Origin of the sequence: Amycolatopsis vastitatis (assembly GCF_002234595.1) — a bacterium.
Taxonomy (GTDB): Bacteria; Actinomycetota; Actinomycetes; order Mycobacteriales; family Pseudonocardiaceae; genus Amycolatopsis; species Amycolatopsis vastitatis.
In genome coordinates, this window is record NZ_NMUL01000009.1 from 110,862 (window position 1) to 128,939 (window position 18,078).

The window sequence follows — 18,078 nt, forward strand, 5'->3', positions numbered from 1 at the left end:
TCCGCCTGGCCTCCCCTAGATGAGGAGAGTTGTGCCAGGCAAGGCCCGCGTACACGAGCTCGCGAAAGAGCTCGGCATCACCAGCAAGGACGTTCTCGCGAAGTTGAAGGAACAGGGCGAGTTCGTCAAGTCCGCGTCATCCACGGTCGAGGCGCCCGTCGCCCGCCGTCTGCGTGACGCGTATGCGCCCAAGGGCGCCAAGAAGCCCACCCCCGGCCCGTCGGCGCGTCCCGGACCGCCGGCCAAGCCCGCCGCCCCGAAGCCCCCCGCGCCTGCCCAGCAGCAGGCTCCGGCGGCCAAGGCGGCACCCGCCCCGGCCGCTGAGGCTCCGGCGGCGGCACCCCAGCAGCAGGCGCCCGCGGCGTCGAAGCCGGCCACCCCGGGGCAGCGCCCCGGCCCCCGGCCCGGCCCGCGCCAGCAGCCTGCCGCGCCCGAACCCCAGGAGCAGGTCCCGGCCGCCAAAGCGGAGGCTCCGGCCGCTCCGAAGCAGGACACCCCGGCCGCGCCCGCGCAGGGCACCGGTTCGGTCGTCCCGCCGAAGCCGCAGGGCCCCAAGCCCGGCGGTCCCAAGCCCGGCCCGCGCACGCCGCGCGTCGGCAACAACCCGTTCGGCGTCGGTTCCGGCGCCCCGCCGCGCCCGCAGGGCCCGCGCCCCGGTGGCGGTCAGGGCGGCGACAACCGCCCGCCGCGGCCCGGTGGTGGCTCCCAGGGTGCCGGTGACCGTCCGGCCCCGCGTCCCGGCGGTGGCGCCGGCGGCAACCGGCCGAGCCCGGGCAACATGCCCCCGCGGCCGAACCCCGGCATGATGCCGGGCCGCACGCAGCGTCCCGCCGGTCCCGGTGGCGGCGCTCGCGGTGGTCCCGGTGGCGGCGCCCGTGGCGGCCCCGGCGGTGGCGGTGGCGGCGGCGGTCGCCCCGGTGGCGGTGGCGGCGGTTTCCGCGGCGGTCCCGGTGGCGGTGGCGGCGGCGGTGGCTTCCGCGGCGGTCCCGGTGGCGGCGGCGGTGGCGGCGGCTTCCGTCCGGGTGGCGGCGGCCCCGGTGGCGGCGGCGGTGCCCCGGCCGGTGGCGGCGGTTTCCGTGGCGGCGGCGGTGGCCGTGGTGGCCCCGGTGGCCGTGGCGGTACCGCGGGTGCCTTCGGGCGTCCCGGTGGTCCCTCGCGCAAGGGCCGCAAGTCGAAGCGGCAGAAGCGCCAGGAGTACATGGACAACATGCAGGCGCCCAGCGTCGGCGGCGTCCGCCTGCCCAAGGGCCAGGGCGAGACGATCCGGCTGCCGCGCGGTGCCTCGCTGACCGACTTCGCCGAGAAGATCGACGCCAACCCGGCTTCGCTGGTGCAGGTGCTCTTCCACCTCGGCGAGATGGTCACCGCGACGCAGTCCGTGTCGGACGACATCCTCGAGCTGCTCGGCGGCGAAATGAACTACAACGTTCAGGTCGTCAGCCCCGAGGAGGAGGACCGCGAACTGCTGGGGACCTTCGACATCACCTACGGCGACGACGCGGGTGGCGAAGAGGACCTGCAGGTCAGGCCGCCGGTCGTGACCATCATGGGTCACGTCGACCACGGTAAGACCCGCCTGCTCGACACGATCCGGAAGACGAAGGTCCGCGAGAGCGAGGCCGGCGGCATCACGCAGCACATCGGTGCGTACCAGATCGAGACCGAGCTCGAGGGCAACCCGCGGCTCATCACCTTCATCGACACCCCGGGTCACGAGGCGTTCACCGCCATGCGTGCCCGTGGTGCGAACTCGACCGACATCGCGGTGATCGTGGTGGCGGCCGACGACGGTGTGATGCCGCAGACGGTCGAGGCGATCAACCACGCGCAGGCCGCCAAGGCCCCGATCGTGGTCGCGATCAACAAGATCGACAAGGAAGGCGCGAACCCGGACAAGATCCGGCAGCAGCTGACCGAGTACAACCTCGTGGCCGAGGAGTACGGCGGCGACACGATGTTCGTCGAGATCTCCGCGCGGCAGAACATCAACATCGACGGCCTGCTCGAGGCGATCCTGCTGACCGCCGACGCCGCTCTGGACCTCCGGGCCAACCCGGACATGGAGGCCCAGGGTGTCGCGATCGAGGCGCACCTCGACCGCGGCCGCGGCCCGGTGGCCACCGTCCTGGTCCAGCGCGGCACGCTGCGCGTCGGTGACTCGGTCGTGGCGGGTGACGCCTACGGCCGCGTCCGCCGGATGGTCGACGAGCACAACGTCGACGTGACCGAGGCGCTGCCGTCGCGTCCCGTCCAGGTCATCGGGTTCACCTCGGTGCCGGGTGCGGGTGACACCTTCCTGGTGGTCGACGAGGACCGCGTCGCCCGGCAGATCGCCGAGCGCCGGTCGGCTCGTACGCGGAACGCGCTCAACGCGTCGCGCCGCAAGCGGGTCAGCCTCGAGGACCTCGACTCCGCCTTGAAGGAGACGAACAGCCTCAACCTGATCATCAAGGGTGACAACTCGGGTACGGTCGAGGCCCTCGAAGCCTCGCTGCTGCAGCTGGACGTCGGCGACGAGGTCGAGCTGAACGTGGTCCACCGCGGTGTCGGTGGCGTGACCGAGTCGGACATCGACCTGGCGACCGCGTCCGACGCGATCGTCCTCGGGTTCAACGTCCGCGCCCAGGGCAAGGCGACCGAGCGGGCCACCCGCGAGGGCGTCGACGTCCGGTACTACACGGTCATCTACCAGGCGATCGACGAGATCGAGCAGGCTCTCAAGGGCATGCTCAAGCCGGAGTACGAAGAGGTCGAGCTGGGCCGCGCGGAGGTCCGCGAGGTCTTCAAGTCCTCCAAGATCGGCACGATCGCGGGTTGCCTGGTCATGTCCGGCGAGATCCGGCGCAACGCCCGGGCCCGTCTGCTCCGCGACGGCACGGTCGTGGCGGAGAACCTGCCGATCAGCTCGCTGCGGCGGTTCAAGGACGACGTGGTCGAGGTCCGCGAGGGCTACGAGTGCGGTCTGACGCTCGGTTCGTACGGCGACCTGAAGGTCGGCGACCAGATCGAGACGTACGAGCAGCGCGAGAAGCCGCGAGCGTAGAGGCTAGTTGGGGAGGGGTGTGCTCGCGGAAATCGCTCGCCCCTCCCCGCCTCTACGGTGTCCCTTGGGGGTCGAACCCCCAAACCCCCGCCAGGGGGCAAGCCCCCTGGACCCCCGGGTGGTCCCTACTACACCAAACTCACCTGCCTATGTTCGTCGGAGCTCTCGAGCTCGACATCCTGCTCGGTGACGTTCATTCGCTGAAGCAGAAGCGATCCGTGGTCCGTCCGGTGCTGGCCGAGGTGCGCAAGCGCTTCGCCGTGTCGGTGGCCGAAGCCGGGCACACCGACCTGCACCGCCGCACCCTCATCGGGGTGGCCGTGGTCGCCGAAGGTGGCGAGCACGTCCGTGACGTGCTCGACTCGTGTGAGCGGTACGTGGCGAGCAGACCGGAGTTCGAATTGCTTTCCGCGCGCCGCCGGCTGCTCGGCCCAGACGATTAGATCTTCCTAGGAGAACGACATGGCCGATCCTGCTCGGGCTCGCAAGCTCGCCAAGCGGATCTCGCAGATCGTCGCGTCGGCGATCGAGCACGAGGTCAAGGACCCGCGGCTGGACTACGTGACCATCACGGACACGAAGGTCACGGGCGACCTGCACGACGCGACGGTGTACTACACGGTGCTCGGCGAGAAGCTGGACTCCGTCCCGGACTTCGCCGGTGCCGCGGCCGCGCTCGAATCGGCGCGCGGCGTGCTGCGCACGAAGGTCGGGCAGGGCACCGGGGTCCGCTACACGCCGACGCTGACGTTCGTCGCCGACACGATTCCCGAGGAGTCGAAGCGGATCGAAGACCTCCTGGCGAAGGCCCGCGAGGCCGACGCCGAGGTCGCCCGGCGCGCGACCGGTGCCCAGCACGCCGGCGACGCCGACCCGTACAAGGCCCCTCGTGAAGAGGCTGAAGACGACGAGCTCGCGGAGGAGGAGAGCCGGGGCTGACCCGTGCTTTCCCGCCGCGGCCTGCTCGCCGGCAGCGCACTCGCGCTGCTGGCGGGCTGCTCGTCGGCCGAACCCCCGCCCGGCCCGCCCCCGGTTCCGGAGCCGACCCGCCCGTCGGCGGTGCGCGACCCGGTGACGGTGCAGCGCATGCACTCGGCGGCCCGCGGCACGGACGTCGACCTCGTGCTGATCACCCCCGAAGGCGTCCCGGCTTCGGGGCTGCCGGTGTGCCTGGCCCTGCACGGCCGCGGCGCGCAGGCACGGACGTTCCTTTCGCTGGGCGTCCCTACGCTCCTGACGGCGGCGGTGCGGGCGGGAACACCGCCGTTCGCGATCGCGGCGCTCGACGGTGACCACTACTGGGTGGACGTCGGCGGCGACGACGACCCGCAGCGCATGCTCACCGACGAAGTCCCCGGCTGGCTGGCGGAACGCGACTTGCGTCCGGCGTCGGCGGTGTTCGGCATTTCGATGGGCGGCTTCGGCGCGCTCCGGTTCGCCCGCGCCCACCCGGACCTGAAAGCGGTGGCCACGGCGAGCGCGGCGCTGTTCGTCAGCTGGCCGGACGCCCGCAGCCGCAAGGTGTTCGCGGACGAAGCGAACTGGCGGGCCTCCGAACCCCTGCTGCACCCGGCCGATCTGCGCCCCGGCGGCCTCGGCGTGTGGTGCGGCGAGTCGGACCCGTTCCTGGGTGCGGACCGCAAGCTGGTGAAGGCGGTGAACCCGGTGGTGTCCCGGTTCTCGCCGGGCAAGCACGACGACGCGTACTGGCGCGGGATCCTGCCGGAGGTCCTGAAGTTCGTGGGGGAGCGCCTGGCGTGACCGGTTTCCCGGGCGTCAGGCCACCATCGCGAAGGCGCCGTAGTACTCGCCGTCCATCACCCGGGTGCCGCTGCGGTCCGGGCTGACCTCGGCGCCCACCCAGCCCTGGAACGCTCCCGAATCGTCGATCACCTGCAACAGCGGCCGCACGTGGCTGTTCGCCAGGTAGCACCCGTCGTAGGAGAGGCATTCGCACCAGAACTCGTAGCTGTTGCGCCGGCCGCCCAGGTCGCCGGTCAGGTAGTAGAAGCGCCGGTCGCCGCTGTCGGCGAGCTTCTGCACGCACGCGTCATACCCGGCGGTGCCCGGTTTCCCGCAGCAGGACGCCGCGTCGCAACCCGCGTTCTTCTGCACGTACCCGAGACACGAACCGTCCGTGCAGGCGTTCCAGTCGGGGCTGACGGTGAAGCTGCCCGCCGACCCGCGGGCCACGGTGGTGATCTTGTCGTTGTTCCAGCTGTGCGCCTCGTACACGTACGACCGCTTGGTGGCGCGGATTGTGCTCATCGGCGCCTTGCTCGTCACGGCCAGCGAGGCGTTGCTGCCGTAGGCGTAGCCACCGGTGATCGAGTACGTGTCGTTCACCAGCTCCATCCGGCCGAGGCCGGGGTGCAGCTCGGAGACCGCCCAGGTCTCGCCGAGGTTCACCGCGGTCGTCGAGCCGTTGATCGTGCTGCTCGTCCAGGTGATCGTCACCTGGCCGGACGTCGAGTTGTAGGCGTAGGTGCCGGTGAAGTGGCCGTTCGGGTCGCCGGTGAACCCGGGTGCGGTCTTGATCGCGCAGTTGTTGCGCGGGTTGGTGCCCGGCGTGAACTGGCCGCAGTAGTAGACGTCCCCGCTGTTCACCGGAACGGGGTAATCGCGCTGGCTCCACGTCCAGAAGTTGTGCTGGACGGCGTTGCTCGACGGGTCGAACACGAGGTAGCCGAGCCGCAGGTAGTTGCTGCCGGGCGCCTCGGTGAACCCGGCGACGCTGACCACCCAGTTCTGCTTGCCCAGCGGCGTCGGCGCGGCCTGCGCGGCGGACGCGCCGAGCAGCAGCGTCGAGGCGAGCACGGACAGGACGACAGTCACGAAAACGCCGAACCGGCGGAAAACCCCCATCAACATGGAGGGAGCGTAACTCATGAACGCACTATTTCGCAGCGAAGAGAATCCCTTGCGAAACCTCGGCCTCGGGGTTGAGCAGCCATTCCGCGTCCACGGTGAACCCGGCTTCCCGCACCCGCCGGGCCAGCCACCACGGCTGCCGGAGGTGGACGTGCACCCGCATCGGGTGCCCGCCGTAGCCCTGGGTCTTGAGCCGCGTGCCCACGCCGACGTGGTAGCCGATCACCAGCAGGCCGCCCGGCCGCAGCACGCGGTGGAAGTGGTCCAGCGCCACCGGCACCGCCTCGTCCGGGACGTGGATCAGCGACCAGGACGCCAGCACGCCCGCGACCGATGCGCCGGGCAGCGCGAGGTCCGTCATCGAGCCCACCTCGAACGTCAGCTCCGGGTGCGCCCGCCGGGCGAGGTCGATCATCCCCGGCGAGAGGTCGATGCCGGACGCGTCGACCCCCAGTGAAGCCAGGTACGCCGTGAAGTGCCCCGGGCCGCAGCCGACGTCCACCACCGGCCCGTCGACCTGCGCGGCGAACACCGTCAGCGCCGCTTTGAGGTGCGGCTGCTTCTCGAGCGCGTCGGACACGAACTCGGCGTAGCTCGAAGCCACGGTGTCGTACGACGCGGCGGTGTCCGCGAGCCACGTCATCGCGCGCGCAGACCGTCGAGGACGATGCCGAGCGCCCGCCGCCAGTCCGGGGTGGCGGTCGCCGCCGCGTACACGATCGCGAGGTCGGGCCCCCGGAAATCCTTCCGCAACGCACCGGCCTCCTGGGCGCGCGAGATGATCCGGTTCATCCGGGAACCGTTGGCCTGCTTGGCTTTCTCCAGCGCCGATGCCGGGTCGAACGTCCGCGAGCACACTTCGGTGAAGCCGCGGTCGGAGACCTGCATCAGCACCGAACGTTCGAGGAACAGGACGAAGCCCGCCCAGGGGTCCTCGCACGCGAGGGCCTCCTCCAGCACGGCCCGGCCCTCTTCCAGCGTCGGCAGGAACGCCGCTTCGACAAGGTCGGCCCGCGTCGGGAACCGGTTGTAGAGGGTGCCGATCGCGACCTCGGCGCGCCGGGCGATCTCGTCGAGCGGGGCGTCGACGCCCTTGGCGCCGAACACTTCCCGCGCCGCCGCGACCAGGGCCTCCCGGTTGCGCCGGGCGTCCGCGCGCAAGGGGCGTTGCTCGACGGTCACGCTGGGAGAGTATAGCGGCGGCCGTACGCCCGGACGGCCCGCCGGGTTGCCCCCTGATCGGAACCTCACACTGCCCGCGCCGCGTGTCCGCCGGGAGCACAATGGTGGCAGCGGGGGTCAACCCGCACCGAGACGGCCACCGAGGGGGGTCGGTACCCATGCACTCCGATCTCTCCCCGTCCGGCCGCACCGGAGTCCTCCTGGTCGGCACCCGCGGGCAGCGGGGCCCCGGGGAGGTGCTGATCAGGATCAGGGGTGGCCTGGAAACCTTCCTTGCCTGGTCCGACACGGAGCTGCCGAAGGGCACGACCGTCCTGGTCGTGGAAACCCGGGGACGGCGCACGGTCGACGTCGTGGCGTGGGACGCCTCGGATCCCGCTTCCTAGAGCTTTCGAAAAGGACAGCCGATGTTCGGTTATCGCGTGCCCGCCCCTAACGAGGCGATGCTGATTTCCGGGGGCAACAGCAAGGGCGCGTCGCCGTTCCGGGTCGTCACGGGCCACGGTGCGTTCGTCATGCCGGTCTTCCGGAAAGTCCGGTTCCTCACGCTCGCCATGTGCGAGGCCGAAGTGACCGAAGTGTGCGTGACGAAGCAGGCCATCGCCCTCACCGTCCGGGCGGTGATCGCGTTCAAGGTCGGCAACGACACCGAAAGCATCGTCAACGCCGGCCAGCGGTTCCTCTCCGACCAGGACCAGATGTCCGTGCTGACCGGCCGGATCTTCGCCGGCCACCTGCGGTCCATCATCGGGTCGATGACGGTCGAGGAGATCATCACCGAGCGGCAGAAGCTGGCGACCGAGGTATTGGACGGCTCGGCGGTCGAGATGGCCAAGATCGGGCTCACCGTCGACGCGCTGCAGATCCAGTCGATCGACGACATGAAGCTCGGCTACATCGCCGCGATGGCCGCGCCGCACAACGCCGCCATCCAGCGGGACGCGCAGATCGCGCAGGCCGTGGCGAACAAGGCCGCGGCCGAGGCCGAGCAGGAGTCGCAGCGGACGCAGGCGGAGTACGCCCGGCAGACGTCGATCGTGCAGGCGCAGTACCGCGCGGAGGTCGAAGCGGCGCAGGCCGAGGCCGCCCAGGCCGGCCCGCTCGCGCAGGCGAAGGCGCAGCAGGAGGTCATCGACGCCCGCACCGAGCTGGCCCAGCGCGAAGCCGAGCTGCGGCAGCAGCAGCTGGTGGCCGAGGTCATCAAGCCCGCCGACGCGGAGGCCGAGCGGATCCGCATCCTGGCGCTGGCCGAGGCGGAAAAGATGCGCGTGCAAGCGGAGGCCGCGGCCTCGAACAACCGCGTCGCGCTCGACCGGATGCTCATCGACCAGCTGCCGCAGATCGTCAAGGAAGCCGGGCGTGGCCTGTCCGGGGCGAACGTCAACATCCTCAACGGCGCCGACGGCCTCGGGGAGATGGCCGCGGGTCTCGTCGGGCAAGGACTGTCCATCTTGGACTCGGTGAAGCGCGGCCTGAGCACCCCGCCCGCGCCCGCCACCGGCGCCCCGGAGGACAACGGACACTCCCCGGCACCCGCCAGGGGTGAGCTCACGCAGTAGCGCTTTGTCGACTCAGGCTGTGTCGGCTCAAGACGTGGGTTTGGCGGCGACGACCAGGTCACGCAGGATGGCCTGGTCCACCCGGTGGGCGAACTCCTCCCACGGCCCGCCTTCCCGGACGTCGAGCCCGGCCTTGCGCAGCACCTCGACCAGCTCCTCGCGCGGCAGCACGGTGGTGTTCCACGAAATGCCGAGCGCGCCGCCGGGCCGCAGTACCCGGGTCCACACGGGAACGGCCGCCGCGAGCAGGTCGCGCGGGCTCCGCTGCAACCCGGCCTCGCGGTGGCTGCCGTGCTGCACGCCGTACGGCGCGTCGGTCACGATCACGTCGAAGGAGTTCGCCCGCAGCACCTCGTCGGTGGTGAGCGTGTCGGCGTTGAAGTAGGTGAGCTTGCGCGTGTCGCCCGCTTTGTAGGCTTCCTTGTCCCATGCGTACTCGATGTCGAGCCGCCGCCCGAGCCGGACCTTGTTGCGCCGCAGCTGCCCGGACTCGGCGGTGTGCTTGACGCGCTTGTTCCGCAGCCACGTCTTGATGAACGCCTCGTACGCCTCGAAGTCCTTGGCGTCGACGTCCAGCCCGGTCGCGTGCAGGCCGTACATCATCGCCTGGTTGAGCGTGGTCCCGCGGCCGCACAGGGGGTCGAGCAGGTACTTCGGCTTGTCCGAGAACGGGTCCGCGGTCGCCATCAGCGTGACGTTCACCAGCAGTTTGGTGAACAGCTCGTTCGTCTTGCCCGCGTACTTCTGGATGGTCAGCAGGTCCGAGTCGGCCTTCGCCAGCGGCGTCACCCGCACCGGACGGAGGACGTCGTCACCCAGCTCGAACAGCGCGTACAGCGACGAGAGGTTCGACAGGAGCGCGAGGTCCTGCTCACCGAGCGGCGCCGAGCTCGTGAAGCGCACATACCCGACGCCGCCGAGCTCGACGTCTTCGATCGCGGACAGCTCGGCCGCCAGGCCCGCGCCGAACACCGCCAGCTCGGCGCGCAGCAGCGCGGGGGCGGAGGCGGCGTAGACCCGGTTGGCCGAGGGGTAGACCAGCATCGCGTACTCAGGCATCCCGCAGAGCGTAGCGTGACGCACCGTGACCCCTACTTTGGCGCAGGACATCCGGGACGCGGCCGCGCTGCTCGCGTCGGCCACCGACGTGACGGTGCTCGGGCACGTCCGGCCGGACGCGGACGCGCTGGGCAGCGCGCTCGCCCTCGGCCGGGCGCTGCTCCAGCGCGGCGCGAAGGTCCGGGTGTCCTTCGGCGAGCCCGACGAGGCCCCGGAGACGCTGCGGTGGCTCGACGAGGACGGCCTGCTCACCCACCCGGACGACCTGCCGGACACCGAAGCGCTGCTGGTCTGCGTCGACACGCCGACGCCGAAGCGGCTCGGCCGGCTCGCCGGGCGCGTCGAGCTCGCCGGCGCGGTGCTGGTGATCGACCACCACGCGACCAACACGTTCTACGGCACCTGTCACGTGGTCGACGAGCGCGCCGAGGCGAGCGCGATCCTCGTCGGCCGGGTCCTGGAGGAGCTGGGCGCCGAGCTGGACGAGCCGATCGCGCGGGGGCTCTACGCGGGGATCGTCACCGACACCAGCGGGTTCCGCCGGGCGAGCCCGGAGACGCACCGGATGGCGGCGCGGCTGTTGGAAGCGGGCGTCGACCCCGAAGCGGTGGTGCGGCGGATCGTCGACGAACGGCCGTACGCCTGGCTGCCGATGCTGTCATCGGTGCTTCGCGAGGCTCAGCTGGAGCCGGCCGCGGCCCAGGGCCGGGGTTTTGTGCACGCCGTGGTCCGCGAGGAGGCGGCGCGCACGGTCCGCGGCGAAGAGGTCGAGTCGGTCGTCGACGTCGTCCGCTCGGTGCGCGAGGCGGCCGTCGCGGCGGTGCTCAAGCAGGACCTGGCTCACTTGGGGCAGTGGCAGATTTCGTTGCGCTCCCGGGGGATCGACGTCTCGGCGGTGGCGGCCGAGTTCGGCGGCGGCGGGCACCGGCAGGCCGCGGGCTGCACGATCGCGGGCACCGCCGAGGAGGTCCTGGCGGGCCTGCGCGAGGCCTTGGAGCGCGCGCCGCTGCTCTGAGCCGGGCGGTTCCCACCGGCCGGAACTGTCGGTGGCGGCGGTTAGAGTCCGGTCCGTGGTGGGTGTGGAGGAGACCGAGCGGGTTCCGGCGAAGCGCGTGCTGGGCCTGGCTGTGCCCGCGCTGGGGGTGCTGGCCGCCGAGCCGCTGTACGTGCTGGTCGACACCGCCGTCGTCGGTCACCTCGACGCGTTGTCGCTGGCCGGGCTCGCGCTCGGCGGGGTCGTGCTGGCGCAGGTGTCGAGCCAGCTGACGTTCCTGTCGTACGGCACGACGTCCCGCACGGCCCGGCTGCACGGCGCCGGCCGCCGGGCCGACGCCGTCCGCGAAGGGGTGCAGGCGACGTGGCTGGCGCTGCTGGTCGGGCTCTTCGTGCTGGTTGCCGGGCAGCTGCTGGCCTGGCCGATCGCGCGAGCGCTCTCGGGCAGTGACGAGATCGCTTCCGCCGCCGTGTCGTGGCTGCGGATCGCGTTGTTCGGGGCGCCGCTGATCCTGGTCACCATGGCCGGCAACGGCTGGATGCGCGGCGTGCAGGACGCCGCGAAACCGCTGCGGTACGTGCTGGCGGGCAACGGGATCTCGGCCGTGCTGTGCCCGGTCCTCGTGTACTGGGCCGGCCTCGGCCTGGAGGGCTCGGCGATCGCCAACGTCGTCGCTCAGGTGATCTCGGCGTCGCTGTTCTTCGCCGCGCTGGTGCGCGAAAAGGTGGGGCTGCGGCCGGACTTCAAGGTGATGCGCGCCCAGCTCGGCCTCGGCCGGGACCTGGTGCTGCGCAGCATGGCGTTCCAGGCGTGCTTCGTCTCGGCGGCGGCCGTCGCGGCCCGGACGTCGACCGAGGCGGTCGGCGCCCACCAGGTGGTGCTGCAGCTGTGGACGTTCCTCGCGCTGGTGCTGGACTCGGTGGCGATCGCCGCGCAGTCGCTGGTCGGGGCCGCGCTCGGGGCGGGCTCGGCCCGGCAGGCGCGCGGCGTCGCGTCGCAGATCACCGGGTACGGCCTGCTGATGGGCTGCTTCCTGGGCGTGCTGTTCGCGGCGTTGTCGTGGGTGCTGCCGCACGCGTTCACGTCCGACCCGGGCGTGCTGGCGGAGATTCCGCACGCGTGGTGGTTCTTCGTGGCGCTCCAGCCGATCGCCGGAGTGGTCTTCGCCCTGGACGGCGTCCTGCTGGGCGCGGGCGACGCGGCCTTCCTCCGCAACGCGACGCTCGGCAGCGCGGCCCTGGGCTTTCTCCCGCTGATCTGGGCGTCCCTGGGCTTCGGCTGGGGCCTCACGGGCATCTGGACCGGCCTCTCGTTGTTCATGCTCCTGCGCCTGGCGGCGGTCCTGGCCCGCTGGCGCTCCGGAAACTGGGCGGTCACGGGCGCCATCCGCCCCATCTGACCGGTCGGCTCGCGTACCCGGACAGTCGGCCGGCGTACCTGGAGGGTCGGCTCACGAACCGACCCTCCAGGTACGCGAACCGACCCTCCGGGTACGCGAGCCGACCGTTCCGGGACGTCAGGTGCGGGCGCGGCGGATGCGACGGTCCACCATCCGGCGCAGGACCGGCGCCGCGAGCGGGCCCAGCGCCGCGAGCAAGGCCACCGACCGGTCCGGGTACACCGCGAACCGCTCCCGCTTCACCGCCCGGACGATCGCCGACGCCACCGTCTCGGGCGCCATCGGGCGGATCGTCCCGCTGATCGCGGCCGTCTCGCGCGGCTTCCACCGGTTCTCCTCGGCCAGCTGCGGCGTGTCGACGTCCGGCGGGTAGACGCAGGCGACGTGCACCCCGGCCGGTGTCAGCTCGTCCCGCAGGGTCTCCATCAGGCCCCGTACCGCGAACTTCGCCGGCGCGTAGGCCGTGTACCCGTAGATGCCGAGCAGCGCGGCGGCCGACGAGATCGCCACGATCGACCCGGAGTGCCGCCGGACCATCGACGGCGCCACCGTGCGCACCGCGTGCAGCGTCCCGAAGTAGTCGACCTCGACCATCCGCCGGAACACCTCGTCGTCCAGCTCCAGGAACTCGCCGGGACGCGCCTGGCCCGCCGACGTCACCAGCACGTCGCACGGCCCCGCTTCCGAAACCAGCGAAGCGAACGCCTCCTCGACCTCCGCCTGCGACGAGACGTCGGCGGCGGCCGTCCGGACCGAAGCGCCGCGTGACTTCAGCGACACCGCCGCCTTCCGCAGCCGCGAAGCGTCCCGCGCGACCAGCGAGACCGACGCCCCGTGCGCGGCCAGCGCGGCCGCCGTCGCGAGGCCGATCCCACTGGACCCGCCTGTGATCACCGCGTGGGCTCCGCGCAGTCTCGTCATCGCCGCTCCCGGATATGAAAGAGATTCACATAAAACCATGTGGCCAATGCCACCGGCGTAACGGCTATGTTTCGACGTTGCTTAGGCGATACAAGTAGTAGGGACGGCAACGCGGGCGTCCTGCGTCCGAACCGCCGAAACCCTGGAGGTCCTTGTGCCGCCCGCCACCGGCCGTGCCACCGCCCGGTCCTGGCTGATCTGGCTCGCCGCCGTCACCGCCTACCTCTTCGCGGTCTTCCACCGCACCTCCTTCGGCGTCGCCGGGCTGCAGGCGGCCGAGCGCTTCGGCGTCGGCGCGGCCGCGCTCGGCACCTTCACCGTGCTGCAGGTCGGCGTCTACGCCGCGATGCAGATCCCGACCGGCGTCCTCGTCGACCGCTACGGTCCCCGCCGCGTGCTCACCGTCGCGGTGCTGGTGCTCGGCGCCGGCCAGATCCTGCTCGGCGTCGCCCACTCCTACGGCCTGGCCCTGTTCGCCCGCGGGGTTCTCGGCCTCGGCGACGCGCTCACCTTCGTCAGCGTGCTGCGCCTGGTCGCCGCCCACTTCCCGGGCGGCCAGTACGCGCTGCTGATGTCGTTCACCTCGGCCATCGGCTACATCGGCAACCTCGCCGCGACCGTCCCGCTGGCGCTCCTGCTCGACGACGCCGGCTGGACGCCCACCTTCCTGGCCGTCGGCGCCGTCACGGTCCTCTACACCGTGGTCGTGACGCTCCGGGTCCGCGACGTCCCGGCGGGCGTGCCACCGGCCGTCCGAGAACAGGTCCGCCCCCGGGAGTTCGCGCACCAGGTCGCCGAGGCGTGGCGGACGCCGGGGACACGCCTGGGCTTCTGGGTGCACTTCAGCACGATGTTCGCCCCGAACGCCCTGACGCTGCTGTGGGGCGTGCCCTGGCTGGTCCAGGGGCAGGGCCAGTCGAAGGCCACCGCCAGCGCGCTGCTCACCGTGTTCGTCTTCGGGTCGATGGCGGGCGGGCCGCTGCTGGGCGGCTTGATCGGCCGCCACCCGTCGCTGCGGATGCCGCTGGTCGGCGGGTACATCGGCGGCGCCGCGCTGGTCTGGGCGACGCTGCTGGGCTGGCCGGGGCAGGTGCCGGTGGCGGTGCTGGTACCCGCGTTCGCCTTCCTGGCCTTCGGCGGCCCGGTGTCGATGATCGGCTTCGCCCTCGCCCGCGACTACAACCCGCTCAGCCGCGTCGGCACGGCGACCGGCGTGGTCAACGTCGGCGGGTTCGTGGCGACGACGATCGCCGCGCTCGCCGTCGGCGTGCTGCTGCAGGCGACCGGCGGGAACTTCCGGCTGGCGCTGCTGGCGCTCGTGGTGGTGCTGGCGGTCGGCACGGCCCGGATGCTCGTGTGGTGGCGCCGGGCCCGCGCGCACCTCTTCCTCGCCGAAGCCCGCGGGGAGGAGCTGCCGGTGCGGATCACCCGCCGCCGCTGGGACGCCGCCCTGCCCGAAGCACCGATCGTCGCGGCCTGAGCACGTGCGCCCCAAACGCCCCAATGTGGCGTTGGTTGCGTCCAGCGCACCGAACGCCACATTGGGTGCGTCCAGCGCACCCAACGCCACATTGGGGCGCATCCGGCGGTCTCGATAGGGTTCCCGCGTGTCGAGCCCCAAACCGCCCCGCCGCCCCGCCCCGCCGCCCGGCCTGCTCATCGTCGACAAGCCCGCCGGCATGACGTCGCACGACGTCGTCGCCCGCGCCCGCCGCATCATGGGCACCCGCAAGGTCGGGCACGCCGGCACGCTCGACCCGATGGCGACCGGCGTGCTGGTGCTCGGCATCGAGCGCGCCACCAAGCTGCTCGGCCACCTGGCGCTGGACCGCAAGACCTACCTCGCCACCCTGAGCCTGGGCAGCAGCACCACGACCGACGACGCCGAGGGCGAAGTCCTCACGCAAGCCGAAACCACGAACATCCAGGACGTGGACATCGCGAACGGCGTGGCCAAGCTGACCGGCGACATCCAGCAGGTGCCCAGCGCGGTCAGCGCGGTCAAGATCGACGGCAAGCGCGCCTACGCCCGCGTCCGCGCCGGCGAGGACGTCGTCATCCCGCCGCGCCCGGTCACCGTCTACCGCTTCGACGTCCTGGCCGTCCGCCACGAAGAGGACCACGTCGAGGTCGACGCGGTCGTCGAATGCTCCTCCGGCACCTACGTCCGCGCGCTGGCCCGCGACCTCGGCGTGGACCTCGGCGTCGGCGGTCACCTGAAGGCGCTGCGGCGCACCACGGTCGGGCCGTTCACCCTGGCGAAGGCGAAAACCCTCGACCAGCTCGAAGAACAGCCCGAGCTGAGCCTCGACCTCGACGCCGCCGTCGCCGCCGCCTTCCCGCGCCGCGACCTCGACGCCGCGACGGCGAAGGCGGTCCGCCACGGCCAGCGCATCCCGGCGGCCGGCGTCGAAGGCACCTACGGGCTCTTCGGACCCGACGGCCGGGTGCTCGCCCTGGCCGCGGACGAAGAAGGCGTGTCCCGCGCAGTGGTCGTGTTGCTGCCCGCCTAGGGTGGTCTCGAGAGACGGGAGTGTGACGTGCTGCGGTGGCGTGGGCTGGGGGACCTTCCCGGCAGCTGGGGCCGGTGCGTGGTCACCATCGGCGTGTTCGACGGGGTGCACCGGGGGCACCAGGAGCTGATCAGCCGGACCGTGGCCGCGGCCGCCGAGCGGGGGCTGCCGAGCGTCATGCTGACCTTCGACCCGCACCCGTCGGAGGTGCTGCGCCCGGGCAGCCACCCGGCGCAGCTGACCACGTTGCGGCGCAAGGCCGAGATCGTCGAAGGCCTCGGCGTCGACGTCTTCTGCGTGCTGCCGTTCACCCTGGAGCTGTCCCGGCTGCAGCCGGAGGAGTTCGTGCACGAGGTCCTGGTCGACCGGCTGCACGCGGCCGCGGTGATCGTCGGCGACAACTTCACCTTCGGCGCCAAGGCCGCCGGGGACGTCGCGCTGCTGCGCACCCTGGGCCGCCGCTTCGGTTTCGCCGCCTACGGCGCCGAACTCCAGGGCAAGGAACTGTCCGAAGAGGACCAGTCGGCCATCACCTTCTCGAGCACCTACGTCCGGTCGTGCATCGACGCCGGTGACGTCGTGGCCGCCGCCGAGGCGCTGGGCCGCCCGCACCGGCTGGAAGGGATCGTCGTCCGCGGTGTCGGCCGCGGCCACGACCTGGGCTACCCGACGGCGAACCTGTCGACTCCGCGCTTCGCCGCCGTCCCGGCCGACGGCGTGTACAGCGCTTGGTTCACCCGCTCGGCTGATCCCGGACGCCGGCTGCGCGCCGCGGTCTCGGTCGGCACGAACCCGACGTTCTCCGGGCGCGAGCGGACCGTCGAGGCGTTCGTCCTCGACGTCGACGAGGACTTCTACGGCCAGCACGTCGCGATCGACTTCGTGACGCGGCTGCGCGACCAGGTGCGGTTCGCCGATTCGGCCGGGCTGGTCGCCCAGATCGACGAGGACGTCGTGGCGACGCGGAAGGCGCTCCCCGAAGGGGGCGAAGAGGGGATTTCGCGTTCACGCACGTGACAGCGGTGGCAAAATGCGCACGGACGTGTGCAGGCGGTTTTTAAGGGGAGCGGGAACTGGTGGAGGACCACAAGATCGTCCAGCGCAACATCGCGTTGCAGCGCGAGTGGTACGGAGAGCCGCTCGGCGACCGGGTGCGCCGGCTCGTCGTCGCGTTCGACGTGTCGCAGGCGTTCCTGGCCGAGGTCCTCGGGATCAGCGCTCCCATGCTCAGCCAGGTGATGAGCGGGCGGCGGGCGAAGATCGGCAACCCGGTCGTGCTGGCCAGGATGATCATGCTCGAGCGCAAGATCCTCGTGCCCGAGGTCGCCGCCGGCAACCGCGAGGCGATGCTGGCCGCGATGGAGGACGTCCGCGACTCGCGTCCCACCGTCGGCCGCGACAACATCCCGGTGGTCAACGAGGACCAGAAGGTCCTCGCCTACCTGCGTGACGTGGCCGAGGACGAGGACCTGGGCGAGGCCGCCAAGCGCCTCGACGAGGACTTCCCGGCCATCGCCGACCTGCTCCGCCGGGCCGGCAACGGCGCCTGATGCCGGTCCTGTTCAGCGCGCTGCTCCCGCCGGACGATGTCGTCGAGACGCTGGCCGGAGCCCTCGGCGACCGCGGCGACGGCCTTCGCTGGGAGCCGCCGGAACGCTGGCACGTCACCCTCGCCTACTACGGGCAGGACGACCTGGACGAACGCGGCGCCTGGCTTGCGGAGCGGCTGGCCGGGCGCGCCGCCGTCGACGTCCGGCTGGAAAAGGCCGCGACGTTCCCCGGGGTGCTGTGGTTGACTGTCGCCGGATCGGAGCTGACGCCGCTCGCGCACGCCGCGGGTGCCGACGCCGAAGCGAGGCCCTACACGGCCCACCTGACGCTCGCGCGGTTCCCCCGGGAAGAACCCGGCCTCGGCGCGCGTTGGACAGAACGTCTCTCGAACTTCGCGAGCCGGAGCTGGCAGGCCACCTCGGTGGCGCTGATGACCAGCGAGCGCGAGCCGGGCGGGCACCGCTACCGGGTCGCTCGCTCGTTCGAGCTGAACCGCGCCTGAAGACCCAGTTCAGCGGGCTGGTAACCTCAACGATCGGGTCCGGCTGCAGTCCGTGGCGGCCGTGACCGTCTTCCCGGCGTGCATCCACGTCCGGGGCCGCACGGCACTGATTATTTCGAGGAGCAACACAAGTGGCGCTGTCCACCGAAGAGAAGAAGTCGATCCTTGCCGAGTACGGCGTGCACGACTCGGACACCGGATCCCCCGAGGCCCAGGTCGCGCTGCTGACCAAGCGCATCGTCGGCCTCACCGAGCACCTCAAGGAACACAAGCACGACCACCACTCGCGTCGCGGGCTCCTGCTGCTGGTCGGCCGTCGCCGCCGGCTGCTGAACTACGTGATGAAGGTGGACATCGAGCGTTACCGTGCGCTGATCCAGCGCCTCGGCCTGCGCCGATAGCTGCAACCGAGGGGGAGTGACCACCGGGTCGCTCCCCCTCGCCGCAGGTACAACACCAGACGGCGCGAGCGCGCACGAGGGTC

Annotated in this window: 19 protein-coding genes; 14 read left to right on the plus strand and 5 right to left on the minus strand. The window is 71.8% G+C overall.

Going from position 1 to position 18,078, the window contains the following annotated elements:
* Positions 1-31 precede the first annotated feature (31 nt).
* From infB to CF165_RS11570, 4 genes are all read left to right on the plus strand, one after another.
* Positions 32-3,043 (plus strand): translation initiation factor IF-2, encoded by a 3,012-nt coding sequence (infB, locus tag CF165_RS11555; protein ID WP_093947478.1) that lies wholly within the window; start codon positions 32-34, stop codon positions 3,041-3,043.
* A 149-nt stretch (positions 3,044-3,192) separates the two neighbouring features.
* Positions 3,193-3,486 (plus strand): DUF503 domain-containing protein, encoded by a 294-nt coding sequence (locus CF165_RS11560; RefSeq protein WP_003083991.1) that lies wholly within the window; start codon positions 3,193-3,195, stop codon positions 3,484-3,486.
* A 19-nt stretch (positions 3,487-3,505) separates the two neighbouring features.
* Entirely contained in the window at positions 3,506-3,982 is a 477-nt protein-coding gene (gene rbfA / locus CF165_RS11565) for a 30S ribosome-binding factor RbfA (RefSeq protein ID WP_093947479.1), read from the plus strand.
* A 3-nt stretch (positions 3,983-3,985) separates the two neighbouring features.
* A complete protein-coding gene (locus CF165_RS11570) occupies positions 3,986-4,804 on the plus strand; it encodes an alpha/beta hydrolase (RefSeq protein ID WP_093947480.1) in 819 nt (272 codons plus the stop codon).
* A gap of 15 nt (positions 4,805-4,819) precedes the next feature.
* Here CF165_RS11570 and CF165_RS11575 read toward each other — a convergent pair whose 3' ends face one another.
* Genes CF165_RS11575 through CF165_RS11585 form a run of 3 tightly spaced genes read right to left on the minus strand, consistent with a single transcriptional unit; the run spans position 4,820 to position 7,096 of the window.
* Positions 4,820-5,914 (minus strand): hypothetical protein, encoded by a 1,095-nt coding sequence (locus tag CF165_RS11575; protein ID WP_093947481.1) that lies wholly within the window; start codon positions 5,912-5,914, stop codon positions 4,820-4,822.
* A gap of 25 nt (positions 5,915-5,939) precedes the next feature.
* Positions 5,940-6,557, minus strand: a complete 618-nt coding sequence (locus CF165_RS11580; protein ID WP_093947482.1) for a class I SAM-dependent methyltransferase — start codon at positions 6,555-6,557, stop codon at positions 5,940-5,942.
* Positions 6,554-7,096: a TetR/AcrR family transcriptional regulator gene (locus tag CF165_RS11585; protein WP_093947483.1), complete on the minus strand. Its 543-nt coding sequence runs from the start codon at positions 7,094-7,096 to the stop codon at positions 6,554-6,556. The genes CF165_RS11580 and CF165_RS11585 overlap by 4 nt, the downstream gene beginning before the upstream one ends.
* Before the next feature lie 158 nt (positions 7,097-7,254).
* Between CF165_RS11585 and CF165_RS11590 the strand changes: the two genes are divergently transcribed.
* Positions 7,255-7,482, plus strand: a complete 228-nt coding sequence (locus tag CF165_RS11590) for an NfeD C-terminal domain-containing protein (protein WP_003084005.1) — start codon at positions 7,255-7,257, stop codon at positions 7,480-7,482.
* A 21-nt stretch (positions 7,483-7,503) separates the two neighbouring features.
* The gene (locus CF165_RS11595) at positions 7,504-8,655 is read left to right on the plus strand and encodes an SPFH domain-containing protein (RefSeq protein WP_093947484.1); all 1,152 of its coding nucleotides are present in this window, start codon (positions 7,504-7,506) and stop codon (positions 8,653-8,655) included.
* 27 nt (positions 8,656-8,682) lie between these two features.
* On the opposite strand, the gene CF165_RS11600 is transcribed toward CF165_RS11595, so the two are convergent.
* Positions 8,683-9,714, minus strand: a complete 1,032-nt coding sequence (locus tag CF165_RS11600; RefSeq protein ID WP_205660825.1) for a TRM11 family SAM-dependent methyltransferase — start codon at positions 9,712-9,714, stop codon at positions 8,683-8,685.
* A 25-nt stretch (positions 9,715-9,739) separates the two neighbouring features.
* Between CF165_RS11600 and CF165_RS11605 the strand changes: the two genes are divergently transcribed.
* Positions 9,740-10,729, plus strand: a complete 990-nt coding sequence (locus CF165_RS11605) for a DHH family phosphoesterase (RefSeq protein WP_093947486.1) — start codon at positions 9,740-9,742, stop codon at positions 10,727-10,729.
* A 58-nt stretch (positions 10,730-10,787) separates the two neighbouring features.
* Complete coding sequence (locus CF165_RS11610) at positions 10,788-12,107, plus strand: MATE family efflux transporter (RefSeq protein ID WP_093947487.1); 1,320 nt, start codon at positions 10,788-10,790, stop codon at positions 12,105-12,107.
* Positions 12,108-12,224: 117 nt separating this feature from the next.
* Here the strand turns inward: CF165_RS11610 and CF165_RS11615 are convergent, their stop codons facing one another.
* Positions 12,225-13,028, minus strand: coding sequence for an SDR family oxidoreductase (locus CF165_RS11615; protein ID WP_158226763.1), 804 nt, complete (start codon positions 13,026-13,028; stop codon positions 12,225-12,227).
* A gap of 154 nt (positions 13,029-13,182) precedes the next feature.
* Here CF165_RS11615 and CF165_RS11620 point away from each other — a divergent pair, with 154 nt between their 5' ends.
* The 6 genes from CF165_RS11620 to rpsO all read left to right on the plus strand — a co-directional run bounded on the left by CF165_RS11620 (position 13,183) and on the right by rpsO (position 17,995).
* On the plus strand, positions 13,183-14,508 hold the full coding sequence (locus CF165_RS11620; protein WP_093947489.1) for an MFS transporter: 1,326 nt from the start codon (positions 13,183-13,185) through the stop codon (positions 14,506-14,508).
* Between the two features lie 127 nt (positions 14,509-14,635).
* Positions 14,636-15,541, plus strand: a complete 906-nt coding sequence (truB, locus tag CF165_RS11625) for a tRNA pseudouridine(55) synthase TruB (protein ID WP_093947490.1) — start codon at positions 14,636-14,638, stop codon at positions 15,539-15,541.
* 27 nt (positions 15,542-15,568) lie between these two features.
* Positions 15,569-16,558: a bifunctional riboflavin kinase/FAD synthetase gene (locus tag CF165_RS11630; RefSeq protein WP_167441413.1), complete on the plus strand. Its 990-nt coding sequence runs from the start codon at positions 15,569-15,571 to the stop codon at positions 16,556-16,558.
* A gap of 59 nt (positions 16,559-16,617) precedes the next feature.
* Positions 16,618-17,091 (plus strand): helix-turn-helix domain-containing protein, encoded by a 474-nt coding sequence (locus CF165_RS11635; protein ID WP_093947491.1) that lies wholly within the window; start codon positions 16,618-16,620, stop codon positions 17,089-17,091.
* Positions 17,091-17,594, plus strand: coding sequence for an RNA 2',3'-cyclic phosphodiesterase (gene thpR, locus CF165_RS11640; protein WP_093947492.1), 504 nt, complete (start codon positions 17,091-17,093; stop codon positions 17,592-17,594). Before CF165_RS11635 ends, thpR begins: the two co-directional genes overlap by 1 nt.
* 131 nt (positions 17,595-17,725) lie before the next feature.
* Complete coding sequence (gene rpsO, locus CF165_RS11645; protein ID WP_020646025.1) at positions 17,726-17,995, plus strand: 30S ribosomal protein S15; 270 nt, start codon at positions 17,726-17,728, stop codon at positions 17,993-17,995.
* Positions 17,996-18,078: the final 83 nt, after the last annotated feature.